Below are 13,453 nucleotides of genomic sequence, written 5' to 3' on the forward strand. Positions count from 1 at the left end.
CCAATCAACCGGATACCGTTCATCGCAACTCTCATCGAATCGGCGTGCATAGGTCTTACACTCTGAAATCAAGGCGGGAAACAAAAGCACTATCAAACAATACTGCAATCTGCTGGAAAAGGCAGGGAACAAACCCTATATCGGACATTAATATCCATTTTAATCATCTTTTCTCTGATGTCAACACACTTTTCAAGCGGATCGGATCACTTTAAACTGAAAAATCATCAAAAGAAACTCCGTTCTCACCACAACTTCAGTAACACCGAACACTAGTCAGACAGGAAACCGCTTTTATGAAACCGTCTCCCACGCGCATCTGCATTGTTTTTGCGGTTCTGTTTTCCTGCCTGCCTTTCTCTTCAGCCGCGACATTCGCGAACGAACCACCAATCCGCATTCTGTTGATTGGTGATTCCACCGTCGCCACATACAACAAGCCTCCCAAAGACCGCCCGGACCTGACCGGCTGGGGCCAGGTGTTCGGCGAATTTTTTAACGACAATGTCACTATCCTCAATCACGCCGCATCAGGTCGCAGCTCGAAAAGTTTCATCAAAGAAGGCCGCTGGAAAAAAGCCGTCGCAGAAAAAGCAGACTACCTGTTCATTCAATTTGGTCACAACGACTGCCCCGGCAAAGGCGACCGCACGACAGATCCCTCGACCGATTTTCAAGAGTATCTGCGCCAATACATCGACGAAGCCCGCGCTGCCAACATCAATCCGGTGCTGGTCACTCCCATGACGCGCAGACGTTTTCAAAACGGCACCATCTTGACGACCCTGCGACCGTATGCGGACGCCATGCTCAAAGTCGGTCGCGAGAAAAACGTACCTGTCATTGATCTGCACCAGAAAAGTGTTGCGCTGTTCAACCGGCTGGGCGACGAAAAAAGTGCCGACTTCAGCCCCAGTGAAACAGACCGGACTCACTTCTCCGGAAAAGGCGCACGCGAAATCTCCCGCCTCGTCGCCGAAGAAATCCCGACTCAGGTTCCTGACCTGAAGCCCTACCTCAAACAACCAGCAACTGACTGAGCGGAATGGCGCTAGCCACCGTTTTTGCAATTGCGACCCAGACACACAAACGGCTAGCGCCGTGCCGCTCAATTTCGTGTACCCTGCAAGCCTCATTTAATAATACCGCATGCCATGTGTGCGGCGTAAATACTCGCCCAACAGTGCCTGTGTGAAGACATCCAAAAGAAAACGTGAAGCAACACAGAGAGAAACAAGAGTCGTTCTCTCCCATCCTCTGCATCACATGAAAGTGCATTTATTACAGGGGTGCACACTCAAACGTGAAACGGTCGCTTCGCGGAGTTTGCGATATTCGGGAGAATTATAAATTTCGAGCACATGCTGGTCGTTCACATTGCCAATCGGAAATTCCGCCTGACCGTCGGCACAACAGTGGGCCACTTCCCCCGTCGCAGTAATCGAAAGCTCAAACCAGCGTTCGCAGCCCATATTCGGAACCTCGAAAACATTTAACCCCTCGACCTGCCCCATCCATTCCATGCGGGGAAAAACACTTGCTTTGAATAGAGGATAATTGATGCCCGCCCATTCCCTGAATTCTCCATCTGCTAATGTACCATCACCAACGCGTGACAATACCACGGGAAAATAAATATCTCCTTCGGAAAACGCATCGTGGATCATTTCCAGACGCTGTCGGGTTCGCTGATAATTCAACCCCATTACGCGCTCGTACTCTTCCTCGCGATGGTCATTGAAGGAAATCCAGAGATAACTGATGTTCTTGATTTCCTGCAGCGATTCCAGCTTGTCTTCCGTAATCGCCGAGGCATTCGAAGTCAAAGTAATCTTCGCCTGCGGCAGTAAATCATTAATCTTTCCCAGAGTCTGAAACAGGCGCGTATCCAGAAATGGTTCGCTCACCTTAAACGGCGAAATCTGGAAATTCATTTCACGGGGAAGCTCGGTCAGTTCATTCAATATCTTATCAATGAGTTCATCACTCATTTTGGTGTGTTTGCGGTTCAGGTTCGGATACGGGCAGAAATTACAGCTCGCATTACACCGGGCCAATGTCTCCAGGTGCACGTGCCTGGGGTAATCCATATAGTGGGAATGACGCATCCGGGCAATTCCCGCGTCATATGCGGCGCGTTGTTCACTAAAGTGATAAGGGCTGACTACTTCTAGCGTTTTTTCCACCATTTTTGATGACTCTTCCATGAATCCAAAGAGAAGCGAACCGCTTAACGCCGCGAGCATCGCAGGCATTCCGTTTTTTGTCAACGAGAGATACCTTCTGCTATACAGTTGAAACGAACGTATTCGTCGCTGATGCATAAGGGAAAACCCTCAATCACATCCCGAATTCAAAAACCGGTATGATTCCATTGTCGGCTCAACTTTGTATGATTCATGACTGAAACTTACGGCCATCACAAAGAACGTTGATGCTTAACTCGAAATACTGAAAGCAGTTACCAGATGCACCACTTTTCCGATCGTTTGAATTCCGCCATCCAGAAGAAGAAAACGCCCGCCCTGGTCGGCCTTGATCCCCGTTTTGACTGGCTTCCTGCGGAAATCGTCACCGCCGCCGAATCCCGGTTTTCCAACAAAGCGGACATCGTCGCAGCCGCCTTTGAAGAATTCTGTTTCCGCATCATCGATGTCGTCGCGCCACTGGTCCCCGCCGTCAAACCGCAGGCCGCTTTCTTCGAAGAATGGGGGCCCGCCGGTTGTGCCGCCCTGCAGAGTGTCATCAAAAAAGCACGCGACGCGGGACTCGTCGTCATCTGTGACGCCAAACGAGGCGACATCGGTTCCACCGCTGAGGCTTACGCCCGCGGTTACCTCGCCGGCGAAAACCCCGACAGCGCAATCTGGGCCGCCGACTGCCTGACCGTGAATCCCTATCTTGGCAGCGACACGCTGGACCCCTTCGTGAATGTCGCCATCGAACGTGGCGCCGGCATCTATGTTCTGGTCCGGACCAGCAACCCCGGCGCAGGCACCTTTCAGGATCGCAAAACCGAGGGCACCAGTCTCTACGAATGTGTGGCCGCCGCCGTCGAGGAACTCGCGTTGAAAACCAAAGGCGCGGGCAACTACGGTTCCATCGGGGCCGTCGTCGGCGCGACCTATCCTGAAGAACTCAACCAGCTCCGCGCACTCATGCCCCATACGCCTCTGCTCGTCCCCGGTTATGGCAGCCAGGGCGCCGGTGCCGGCGATGTTGCAGGTGCCTTCGATGCACAGGGACTGGGCGCCATTATCAACAGTTCGCGCGGCATTAACTTCGCCATCCGCAAAGCCCCCTACTCGGAAAAATTCGCGCCCGAAGCATGGGAACAAGCCATCGAAGCCGCCACACACGATATGATTGCCGATTTAGCCACGCACACGCCCGCGGGTAATTTACAATGAACGACCACGCCGCCGCATTCCTCAAAGCGTCACAACAGCTGAGAAAAGCAGATCCACGTCTCAAGCACGTCATCGATACGGTCGGCCCCTGCCCGCTCAAACCGCATCGCTATCGTTTTGCACTGCTGCTGCGTTCCATTGTGTCACAACAGATTTCCACCTCGGCGGCACGCACCATTTATCTCCGCCTGCACACACTCGCCGGTAAAGGCCAGCCGACTGCAGAAAAAATCATGCGTCTCTCACACGACGAACTCCGCTCGGTCGGGCTCTCCAGTCAGAAAGCCACCTATGTGCATCATCTGGCAGAAATGGTCCTGCAGAACAATGTCCGCTTGCATAAAATGCATCTGCTCTCCGATGAAGAGGTCACCGACGAATTGATTCAGGTCAAAGGCATCGGCAAATGGACGGCCCAGATGTTTTTGATGTTCGGACTCTGCAGACCCGATGTTTTTCCCCACGATGACCTGGGCATCCAGAATGGCATTCAGAAGATTTATCAGCTCAAAACACGCCCCGACAAACAGACCTGTATTGAAATTGCCGAACGCTGGCAACCTTATCGCACCGTGGCCAGCTGGTATTGCTGGCGCTGTCTCGAAATGGAATCGCCCGACGGTCTCTGGTAACTGGAACTCATTTTCATTCTGAATCAATAAACGGATCTCTCATGACTGAGTCTTTACGCTGCTATCAAGTCAATAAAAACGAAGAGAAGGAAATCTCTGCCGACCTCGTTTCCGTTCCTTATAACAACCTTCCTTCCGGCGCAGTCACCATCCGCGTCGTGTATTCCTCGATCAATTATAAAGACGCGCTGGCCGCCAGCGGTCATCCGGGAGTCGTTCGAAAATTCCCTCACGTTCCCGGCATCGATGCCGCCGGCGTTGTCGTTGAATCCGACTCCGATCAATTCACGGTCGGCCAGTCTGTTGTCGTGACCAGTTACGAACTCGGCGTCGAACGCTGGGGCGGCTGGGCTGAATTCATTCGCGTCCAGCCCGAATGGATTGTGCCTCTGCCTGCCGGTCTCACGTTAAAAGAATCCATGATCCTGGGCACAGCCGGTCTCACCGCAGCCATGTGCGTGGACAGTCTCCTGCATCATCATATCACCCCCGATGCAGGCAATATCCTCGTCACCGGTGCTTCGGGAGGCGTGGGTTCGTTCTCTGTATCATTACTCAGTCGGCTCGGCTTTCAGGTGACCGCCGTCTCAGGGAAGCACGCGCTGCATGAGCGACTGATCAAACTCGGTGCCAGCAAAGTCATCGACCGATTGGCCATCGATCTCACTTCCGACAAACCACTGCTCAAAGGACATTGGCCCGCCGCCATCGATACGGTGGGCGGTTTTCTGTTAAGCCACCTTGTGCGATCGATTCAACCCCACGGCTGTGTCGCTGCCTGCGGAAATGTCGGCGGAGCGGAACTCAATCTCACCGTGTTCCCCTTCATTTTGAGGGGCATCACCCTCGATGGGATCGACTCCGCCTGGTACCCCATCGAAAGACGAACCGCGCTCTGGCAGAAACTCGCCACCGAATGGAAACTGCCCGACCTCGATTCCCGCGCGAAAGTCATCACCCTCGATCAGATTCCGGAGACCGTCGAAAGCATCCTCGAAGGTACTCACCAGGAACGCACTATCATCAAAATCGGCGCGGAATAACAGGCGGTTTGCTGCACTGCCCAAACAAAAAAGAGGCCGCACGTTTCCGCATGGCCTCTTTGATTAATTAGAATTCAGTTCACGATTTAATATCGCGCCAGGTCGGCGGCTTCTGCTTTCAGGTTCAAGCCACTCACAATCCGCTGGGCATCGTTGAGCATGAATTTCACTTCACTACCACACGCGATAAACTGCCAGCCTTCGGAGATCCGCTGCTCGACCGCTTCAATCGTCTGCACATGCAGTCCCACCGGTGTTCCCGTTTTCTTGCCGACCGCCAGAATTTTCTGCAACTCTGCTTCGAGCTCATCGGGCGAAGGATGCAAGCCCGTTTTTTTGCTCATCTGAAACGTCAGATCGTTCGGACCGACGAAAATTCCATCCACGCCCGGCAGGCTGTAGATTTCTTCCGCGTTCTCGACACCTTCAGGAGACTCAGTCTGCAGAATCACCAGAATTTCCTCGTTGGCGTGTTTATAATAGTCGCCGGCGGTGGCATCAAAATTCATCGCATGCAAAACGCCTCCGACCGACCGGTTCCCTTCCGGCGGATACTTGACCGCATCAATAACCTCTTTCGCCTGTTCGACCGTGTTGATCATCGGAGCCACAATACCATGCGCCCCGGCGTCAAGCGCCCGCTTGATCAATTCGTATTTTCCCAGAGGAACCCGGCACAGAGGCACACAGCCCGCGTCAGCAATCGCACCGAACAGGAGTGCCGCCTGCGACCAGTCAATCGGCGAATGTTCCATATCCACTGTGAGCCACGGAAACCCCACGCGGGCCATCAGGCGGGTCATCATGATATCCCCCGACGAAAGCCATGTTCCTACCTGAGGTTTTCCTGCACGCAATGCCGCCTTGACCGGATTCTTTTTCATCAGTCTGATATTCTTTCCTGAAATCGATGTTGAACTAATTCTCTGCTGGAACCGTTGTACGATTTATCCATTCTCGACAGGCTCATAGTGGATTGCAAGCCAAACGCTTTCCTGATCCGCCAGCGTCGCATCCACCCGATGCCGACACTTCGCGGGAATGTTCACCGCATCACCGGGAACCAGCGTCCGCCCCTCGTTTTCCCCCTCAAATCGCAGTACCGCCGACCCCGACAGCAAAACCACCCACTCCGCATGCTGCTGATCATACCACTGCCCCTCCCGCGTCGCCTGCCCGGTCGAAACAATCCGCTCCACTCGAAACGACTGGCCGCGAAACAGGTTTTCAAAGATTTCCTCACCCGGCGGAGTCGCAAACGGAGTTAACAGATTGAATATTTCAGGGATCATTGCTCATTCCCATCCTCGAAAGTAAATCGTGCTTTTTTACACCCCCTACTGTAAGTCACAGCACACACCACAACAACCCTTCAGGAAACAGAGACCTGCTTGCCCCTCATGGAATGAACTGGTAGCATTATTTTCTCTGCGATCGAGCCCACCTTCCCCGGAGAGCCCCCATGAAAATCACTGGCGTCGATACGTTTCTCGTTGATGTTCCGCTGCAGACACCGGTCTCCCCGTATCAGTCCCGGTATATTTTCTCCACCTCTACCGGCGCTCTGTTGATCCGCATCCAGACCGACGCCGGCATCATCGGCTGGGGAGAAACGCCACAACGGCTCGCCTTTCAGAATGCGACCAGCTTCACCGGCACCGAAGCCAACTACTTCCGCCCGATCCTGCTCGGCAAAGATCCAACCGACATCGCCGCCCTGTACGCCGACTGGGGCATGGAAGAACCGTACCTCCAGTCGCTGGTCGAGATGGCCTGCTGGGACATCCTCGGCAAACAGGCGGGCTTGCCCCTGCATCGTCTGCTGGGCGGCCTGTATCGGGAGCGTGTCGAAGTCACCTGCTGCATGGGCATTCGCGGTCCCGAAGAAGCCGCCGCGATCGCAAAGCACTACGTCGGCCTGGGCTTCTCCACATTGAAAACGAAAGCCGGTCGTGACCCCGAAGAAGACCTGGCAATGGTCCGCGCCATTAGGGAAGCGGTAGGCGACCGTTTGCATCTCCGCATCGATCCGAACATGGGCTACTCCCCCGAAGTCGCCCTGCAACTGGCCAAAGATCTCGAACCCTACGATCTGCAATACTTCGAACAGCCCATGGACAAAGCCCTGCTGGAGGAATCCGCGGCGATTAGAAAACAGACGACAACACCGCTCGCACTCAACGAATCGGTGACCACCATGGAAAACGTCCGCAAGATTTTAGAGCTGGACGCCGCCGATTATCTGCTGCCCGACACCTACCAGTGTGGCGGCATCTGGGCCGTCAAACTGATCGGCGAAGTCGCCGCATCAGCCAACGTCCCCTGCATCTTCCACTGCGCCCACGATCTGGGCCTGCGCACCGCCACCATGCTGCACATGGCGGCTTCCTCGCCCAATTTCCCATTGGCCAACGACTGCACCTACTACAGCCTCGAAAACGACATCATCACCGAACGCTTCGAAATCAAAGCGGGCAGCATCGCCATCCCCACCAAACCCGGCTTAGGCGTTGAAATCGATGAAGCGATGTTGAAACGCTATCTCGTGGGGAGTTCGGTGAAATAGATTCCAGTCTGATTATTTTACATCCCGACTTCCTCGTAGGGGTGGCCCCATGTGGCCACCCGCAGGGTTGACGTGTTTGCCAACAGAAGTTCGAAGAATTAACTGGTTCCATCAAAAGTGTAATATAGTTGCAATTCACCAGGCGGGCGGACACATGGGTCCGCGCCCTACGGAAACAGGTTATTGAACTCTCGATCTCTCTCCAAAGATTGACAACCTCTCCCCGGCCAAGTAGCCTGCGGGTAAGGATTTCTGTCATGTTCCGGACACATATCCCGGAATCACCTTGCCTGCTTCTGAAAGAACACCATGCCTGCCTTGCCTCCTCCTCGCCGTCCTTTAACAGTGTTCGCCGCCTGTTTCCTCACCACGCTTTTTATTGCACTCCCCGCCTTCGCCTCCAGCGGCCCTTATGCCGTCGAGGTTCGCAAGGATGTGATGGTGCCCATGCGGGATGGCGTCAAACTCGCGACCGACGTTTATCCGCCCGTCGAAGATGGGGACGTGTTGAAGCAGAAACTGCCCACGATACTGGAACGAAAGCCTTACAACAAAAATGGTTCGAAAAGCGCAGGCACCTATTATGCCTCGCACGGTTATGTGTATATCGCCCAGGACACCCGCGGCCGTTATGGCTCCGAAGGGGTCTGGCATATGATGACTGATGATGGGCGGGATGGCGTCGATACCGCCGCCTGGATCGGGAAACAGCCCTGGTCCAATGCAGAGATCGGCATGATCGGCACCTCCTACGTCGGCGGCACGCAGCATGCACTCGCGATGGAAAAACCACCCGAACTGAAAACGGTCATTCCCGTCGATGCCATGTCGAACCTCGGTTACGCCAGCATGCGGAACGGCGGCGCGTTTGAATTGCGGTTCTGGAACTGGATCTACCTCAACGCCGGCAAAGGGAGTCGTCAGTCACACGATCCGGGGACGGCGGCCGTCCTGCAGGAAATGGCCGACAACCGCATGCAATATCTGTTTCGGCTCCCCCTCCGCAAAGGGATGACGCCGATGAAACTCGCGCCGGAATACGAAGACTGGCTCGTCGCCGGCATGCAGCACGGTGCCAACGATGATTTCTGGATTCAAAACAACATCATCGACTATCCCGAAAAATACAAAGACATCCCCGTTTACCTCGTGAGTGGCTGGTACGACTCGTGGAGCAGTAACAACACGGCGAACTTCCAGACACTTTCCAAAACCATCAAAGGCCCCGTGTATATGATCATGGGCCCCTGGATTCACGGGCAGCAGGGTGCCTACTCGCACGGCCAGGTCACGTTCGGCAAAGCAGCCGCCATCGCCGATCCGCTTGGCTGGCGGAAGGAATGGTACGACCACTGGCTCAAAGGGGTCGACAACAGCGTCGGCACAGCCGACCCGTTTAAAACGCCCGTCCGCATCTTCGTGATGGGGACCGGCGACGGCTCGAAAACCCAGGACGGCAAACTGAATCACGGCGGCTCCTGGCGCAACGAACAGGAATGGCCGCTCGCACGTACCGTTTACACGAAGTATCATCTGCAGCCTACGGGCGGTCTTTCCACCACAGTACCGGAGCCAAAAGAGGCTTCCACCAGCTTCACTTTCGATCCTGAAAACCCGGTCCCCACGATCGGCGGCAACATCTCCAGCGGTAACGACATTCTCGTACAGGGGGGCTGGGATCAGCGCGGCAGCGACAAAATCTGGAATTTTCCGCATCCGATCCCGCTGTCGGCCCGCAATGATGTGATTGTGTTCCAGACCGAACCACTGACCGAAGAACTCGAAGTCACCGGCGAACTGGTCGTCAAACTCTGGATCTCATCCAGCGCCAAAGACACCGACTTCACCGCCAAGCTGATTGACGTGTATCCCCCAAGCAGCGATTTCCCCGGCGGTTTCGATCTCAACATCGGCGACGGCATCATCCGCACCCGCTTCCGCGATTCGCTCAAGACAGAAACACTGATGCAGCCCGGCGAAATCTATCCCGTCACGATCAAACTCTACCCGACGTCGAATGTCTTCAAGAAAGGACACCGCATCCGTGTGGATATATCCAGCAGTAATTTTCCCCGCTTCGATGTGAACCCGAACACCGGAGAACCGCTGAACGATAACCGCCGCAAACAGTCCGCGACAAACACGATCCACCACGATCTGCAACACCCCTCGCATATCCTGCTGCCTGTCATACCGCAGTAAGTTCAAAGTGCAAAAAAACGGCCAGCGGAGTGAACTCTGCTGGCCGTTTTTGCTTGATTGATTGTCAGAACGTGTCTGGCTTAATACTCGCCGATGACATTGTCGTCAGACATATGCCCCAGGTCCTGCCAGGTGCCGAGGTTAATATTCTCTGAGATGAACTGGATTCTGCCATCAGCGAAGAGAACATGTACTCCGCCAACATGTTTGCTGCGAGCCCCCATCAACGCAGGGCCGCCTGTACCACTGGAGCATTCCACCAGGTCCGAATTCGGTCCGATGAGAGTCGTATAACTCCACATATGCATGGCCTGTCCCCAGAACCAGGTATAACCCCTGAGTTTCTGGTTGGCAGTCCCCGTGCAAACGGTATTTGAAGTGGCATTCGCACTGACATAAGGATGCGCCACGTTGCATTCAGAAGCAATCATCGTATTGGAAGTTCCATCCGTAATGTCTCTCATTTTCGTTGCGCTATTCAGAAACATCACCGATTTACCATTATTCGCGAAGTCGGTACCGCCGGCAGAGAAAACTCCATAATTTGCAGAGCAGACGACATAGTTTGTCGGTCCATAACCCGATTGACCCGTATCGCCACGATCGCCGGGATCGCTGGGACAGCGATAGGCGGGCAATTCATATTTCATCACTTCCGTATTCGCCGTTCCCGAGTTACCGGGCTGGATACTCCAGTCAATCTTATTGAACAAAGGCCCCTGGTCCATGTAAGGTAAAATTCTCGCCTGCCAGCCAATCTGACTGGAGAGCCAGCTGTTGACAACAGTTCTCACATGCGATGAAGGAAACGTCAGGGCTGCGTCGTGGTAGTTATGGAGCGCCAACCCGATTTGTTTCAGATTGTTCTTACAGGTGGAGCGGCGTGCCGCTTCTCGCGCCTGCTGGACGGCAGGTAACAAGAGGGCAATCAAAATCGCAATGATGGCAATCACCACCAGCAACTCAATCAATGTAAATCCCTGTCGGCGCTTCAGAAATAATTTTTTCATCGTTTTGATTTATCCATGATAAAATTGTAATAAAAAGATCGGTTAGATCAGAACAGTTTGAATAAAAGAGATCACTTTGACTCGAGTGAAAAATCGGCCGTATTCGGGCCTGCTTTCACATCAAATTTCAGTGTGGAATCGGAATTAAATTTCTCGGGAATGTATTGCTTCAGGATCTCTGTTTTTTTGCCATCAAAATCCTGGAATTTCCCCGTTTTTTGCGTCGCATTAATCAGAATTTTATTGGGGCCGACCGTGGGCCCCTGATCTGCTTCCAGAGTGTATTTCCCGTCAGAAATGAGTGCCTGAACGGCTTTGCCGCGAACGGGTTTGCCGGTGGAATCGACGTCGGGCACAAACTGAATACTGCCCTCAGGAAGTGGCTTTCCGTCAAAGGTAACCGTTCCGGAGACGGCAGCCCGTTCAATGTGTTCCGCAGAGCCGCCAAAACAGCCAGTCAGAGTCAATGCGCAAAAAACGAGCGCACAACGAAAGTAACCAGAAACATAAAACATAGTGTGCCTGCACTTAAACAAAAGGGGTATAAAACGGTGGGTGTAAAGCAAGATCCGCTGGAACGGGTAGGAATTACGACTTTGAAAAGGGGAGGTCACTCAAGTCAGTAATCGTAATCTTGTTTACACTATTTTATTTCGGTATATGACTTCTTTATCTTATTTAACACAAAGCATGAAATTATATACCGGCGAAAATCAAAAAAAAGTAGCCTTCGCAGCAAATTTCTATCACTGCCATCAAAGGTAATTTGACGTTTACCCCTGTGTCAACTGTGATTCCGTCTAGATCTCAATCTGATTCGCAGCGCTGACAGAGAGACTTTCTCCTGCAGGCTTCCACTGACGAATGTCAACACATTTTATCAGCACAACCAGTACGACTCTCGCATCCTGCAGTCTGTACCGGTGCAGAAGGAATCATCAGTAGCAGGGGGAGACTTTCAGTTAAAAACCGCCGAATACAGTTTAGGGTTTGAGATCAAAGTCGAATGAGTTTGTTCCCTCTTTAATCACGGCCTGTAAGTCCGTCTCCTGTTCGCTCTGGTACTTCTTGGGGACATCCTTGAGGGCATCTTTTATTTCCTGGTTTCCCGATTCCGAAGGGGGGGCGTCTCCCAGCCCGGGAGAAGTGAAATAGACACGATAGTCGCCGACAGGAACCGCACTGGGCAATTCATAGGCGCCCTCTGCCTGCAAGTCTGCATAAACCCCGGTCCCTGTGATTGAAGAAACAAAATTGATCCGACACTCTGTAAGCGATTTTCCATCCACTTTGACGGTTCCACTTGCCGTCCCAGAGGGGACTGATTTCGCACCGCCTCCACAACCATTCAGGAAACAGACTGGCAACAATAACATTGCCAGTAACACGCTATTACGCTTCTGTTTGATTAATGAGCCCGAAACATCACGCATTTTGATCTCCCCTGAGTTGGTTAATCTAATACAGACGGCCGATGCATTCAGAAAAACGCATCGGCCGTCTGGTACAGTTTGAATGCTTTCACAGTAATTTAAATCATGACGACTTAGAATTCGCCAAGAACAAAACCATCGTTTCTCATACCGAGTCTGCGAAGCGTTTCGATGTCAACATTGTCGGAAATGAATCGAACGGCACCGTCTCCCAGTAAACCGTGCACGCCGCCCACATGAGCTGAGGTCAGAGGGTTATTGGGCGTGTAGGTTTGATCTCCGCCGGCGGGAGCCGTCGAAGGATTGGGACTGTAGCGGATGGTATTCACGCCGGTTCCCCAACCGGTCAGTCCCAGATGTCCTGACCAGCCACCATAATAGTTGCTGCGATAATCTTTATTGCTGACCAGTCCTGAGTCTTCGCCAACGATTAAAGTATTTGATGTTCCATCAGTACAATCACGAATCAGAGCAGATTTACCAATCGTCAACAGGCCGTTATTACACCAGTACCCGCCATAAGCGGCGCCACTACCGGTGTTGTAAGGAGCAACGCCTGCATAGGAACCGCTGATCCCCACATAGTCCATTGTCATCCCCGTTTCTTTTCCCAGAGCCGCATTCGGAGACGTTGTTCCATTGTTGGAAATCGGACTGGTACCGGTGTAAAAGGCATCTGCTACACTTGAAGGACATTTATAGACAGGCACATAGAGATGATTCAATACGGCGTTTTCCGTATTGTACCCAGAGGCAGAATTACCATTCCCGGCTGCATAGCCGTGCTGTGAAATCGCCGATTGTGATAACTGGTTGTAAGCAGGTGCCTGATCAATGTAAGGCAGAATTGCAGAGCGCCAGTTGGATTGGTTGTATGAGATCTGTGATCCAATGGGAAATGCACGAAACGTATCATGGTAATTGTGCATCGCCAGCCCGATTTGTTTCATGTTGTTTTTACAAGTCGAGCGCCTCGCTGCTTCGCGCGCCTGTTGGACAGCAGGAAGTAGCAGTGCAATCAGAATCGCAATAATGGCAATCACAACGAGCAGCTCAATGAGGGTAAAACCTCGCTGCTACAGGAATGGCTTCAGCATGGATTTGGCTCCGACAAGAAGAAAACAGGAAGGAAAAATCTTTGGCAGGCTCAAAGCAGG

13 protein-coding genes and 1 pseudogene are annotated in these 13,453 nt (G+C 52.9%); 6 read left to right on the plus strand and 8 right to left on the minus strand.

All coding sequences use genetic code 11. The features are described 5' to 3' along the window. The first annotated feature begins 296 nt into the window (after window positions 1–296). On the plus strand, window positions 297–1,040 hold the full coding sequence (locus tag Q0294_RS09525) for a rhamnogalacturonan acetylesterase (RefSeq protein WP_299463926.1): 744 nt from the start codon (window positions 297–299) through the stop codon (window positions 1,038–1,040). A 222-nt stretch (window positions 1,041–1,262) separates the two neighbouring features. Here the strand turns inward: Q0294_RS09525 and Q0294_RS09530 are convergent, their stop codons facing one another. Beyond that, window positions 1,263–2,270, minus strand: coding sequence for a radical SAM/SPASM domain-containing protein (locus tag Q0294_RS09530; RefSeq protein ID WP_299463929.1), 1,008 nt, complete (start codon window positions 2,268–2,270; stop codon window positions 1,263–1,265). A gap of 198 nt (window positions 2,271–2,468) precedes the next feature. Between Q0294_RS09530 and pyrF the strand changes: the two genes are divergently transcribed. The 3 genes from pyrF to Q0294_RS09545 are packed head-to-tail and all read left to right on the plus strand — an operon-like array spanning window position 2,469 to window position 5,085. Further along, window positions 2,469–3,410 (plus strand): orotidine-5'-phosphate decarboxylase, encoded by a 942-nt coding sequence (gene pyrF, locus Q0294_RS09535; protein ID WP_299463932.1) that lies wholly within the window; start codon window positions 2,469–2,471, stop codon window positions 3,408–3,410. Further along, entirely contained in the window at window positions 3,407–4,042 is a 636-nt protein-coding gene (locus Q0294_RS09540) for a DNA-3-methyladenine glycosylase (RefSeq protein WP_299463935.1), read from the plus strand. Before pyrF ends, Q0294_RS09540 begins: the two co-directional genes overlap by 4 nt. A 41-nt stretch (window positions 4,043–4,083) precedes the next feature. Continuing rightward, entirely contained in the window at window positions 4,084–5,085 is a 1,002-nt protein-coding gene (locus Q0294_RS09545; protein WP_299463938.1) for a YhdH/YhfP family quinone oxidoreductase, read from the plus strand. Window positions 5,086–5,171: 86 nt separating this feature from the next. Here Q0294_RS09545 and Q0294_RS09550 read toward each other — a convergent pair whose 3' ends face one another. Further along, entirely contained in the window at window positions 5,172–5,969 is a 798-nt protein-coding gene (locus tag Q0294_RS09550) for an aldolase/citrate lyase family protein (protein ID WP_299463941.1), read from the minus strand. 63 nt (window positions 5,970–6,032) lie between these two features. After that, window positions 6,033–6,377, minus strand: coding sequence for a cupin (locus tag Q0294_RS09555; RefSeq protein ID WP_299463944.1), 345 nt, complete (start codon window positions 6,375–6,377; stop codon window positions 6,033–6,035). A 170-nt stretch (window positions 6,378–6,547) separates the two neighbouring features. Here Q0294_RS09555 and Q0294_RS09560 point away from each other — a divergent pair, with 170 nt between their 5' ends. Together Q0294_RS09560 and Q0294_RS09565 are read left to right on the plus strand one after the other, a co-directional pair. Next, window positions 6,548–7,651, plus strand: a complete 1,104-nt coding sequence (locus Q0294_RS09560; RefSeq protein ID WP_299463947.1) for a mandelate racemase/muconate lactonizing enzyme family protein — start codon at window positions 6,548–6,550, stop codon at window positions 7,649–7,651. 309 nt (window positions 7,652–7,960) lie between these two features. Beyond that, complete coding sequence (locus Q0294_RS09565; protein WP_299463950.1) at window positions 7,961–9,853, plus strand: CocE/NonD family hydrolase; 1,893 nt, start codon at window positions 7,961–7,963, stop codon at window positions 9,851–9,853. Window positions 9,854–9,933: 80 nt separating this feature from the next. Here Q0294_RS09565 and Q0294_RS09570 read toward each other — a convergent pair whose 3' ends face one another. From Q0294_RS09570 to Q0294_RS09590, 5 genes and pseudogenes are all read right to left on the minus strand, one after another. Continuing rightward, a complete protein-coding gene (locus Q0294_RS09570) occupies window positions 9,934–10,863 on the minus strand; it encodes a DUF1559 domain-containing protein (protein WP_299463954.1) in 930 nt (309 codons plus the stop codon). Between the two features lie 71 nt (window positions 10,864–10,934). Next, a complete protein-coding gene (locus Q0294_RS09575; protein ID WP_299463957.1) occupies window positions 10,935–11,378 on the minus strand; it encodes a hypothetical protein in 444 nt (147 codons plus the stop codon). Between the two features lie 468 nt (window positions 11,379–11,846). Further along, window positions 11,847–12,296 carry a hypothetical protein gene (locus Q0294_RS09580; protein ID WP_299463961.1) on the minus strand — a complete coding sequence of 150 codons (450 nt, stop codon included), beginning with the start codon at window positions 12,294–12,296 and terminating at the stop codon, window positions 11,847–11,849. 113 nt (window positions 12,297–12,409) lie between these two features. After that, a complete protein-coding gene (locus Q0294_RS09585) occupies window positions 12,410–13,330 on the minus strand; it encodes a DUF1559 domain-containing protein (RefSeq protein WP_299463963.1) in 921 nt (306 codons plus the stop codon). After that, window positions 13,310–13,363 (minus strand): annotated as a pseudogene (locus Q0294_RS09590) (prepilin-type N-terminal cleavage/methylation domain-containing protein); the annotation flags it as partial. The pseudogene Q0294_RS09590 and the gene Q0294_RS09585, both read right to left, overlap by 21 nt. Window positions 13,364–13,453: the final 90 nt, after the last annotated feature.

Origin of the sequence: uncultured Gimesia sp., from assembly GCF_937919775.1 — a bacterium.
GTDB lineage: Bacteria > Planctomycetota > Planctomycetia > Planctomycetales > Planctomycetaceae > Gimesia.

Coding starts and splice junctions, on each gene's coding strand:
- Q0294_RS09525 (WP_299463926.1), top strand. CDS start 297: ATGAAACCGTCTCCCACGCGCATCTGCATTGTTTTTGCGGTTCTGTTT.
- pyrF (WP_299463932.1), top strand. CDS start 2,469: ATGCACCACTTTTCCGATCGTTTGAATTCCGCCATCCAGAAGAAGAAA.
- Q0294_RS09540 (WP_299463935.1), top strand. CDS start 3,407: ATGAACGACCACGCCGCCGCATTCCTCAAAGCGTCACAACAGCTGAGA.
- Q0294_RS09545 (WP_299463938.1), top strand. CDS start 4,084: ATGACTGAGTCTTTACGCTGCTATCAAGTCAATAAAAACGAAGAGAAG.
- Q0294_RS09550 (WP_299463941.1), bottom strand. CDS start 5,969: ATGAAAAAGAATCCGGTCAAGGCGGCATTGCGTGCAGGAAAACCTCAG.
- Q0294_RS09555 (WP_299463944.1), bottom strand. CDS start 6,377: ATGATCCCTGAAATATTCAATCTGTTAACTCCGTTTGCGACTCCGCCG.
- Q0294_RS09560 (WP_299463947.1), top strand. CDS start 6,548: ATGAAAATCACTGGCGTCGATACGTTTCTCGTTGATGTTCCGCTGCAG.
- Q0294_RS09565 (WP_299463950.1), top strand. CDS start 7,961: ATGCCTGCCTTGCCTCCTCCTCGCCGTCCTTTAACAGTGTTCGCCGCC.
- Q0294_RS09570 (WP_299463954.1), bottom strand. CDS start 10,863: ATGAAAAAATTATTTCTGAAGCGCCGACAGGGATTTACATTGATTGAG.
- Q0294_RS09575 (WP_299463957.1), bottom strand. CDS start 11,378: ATGTTTTATGTTTCTGGTTACTTTCGTTGTGCGCTCGTTTTTTGCGCA.
- Q0294_RS09580 (WP_299463961.1), bottom strand. CDS start 12,296: ATGCGTGATGTTTCGGGCTCATTAATCAAACAGAAGCGTAATAGCGTG.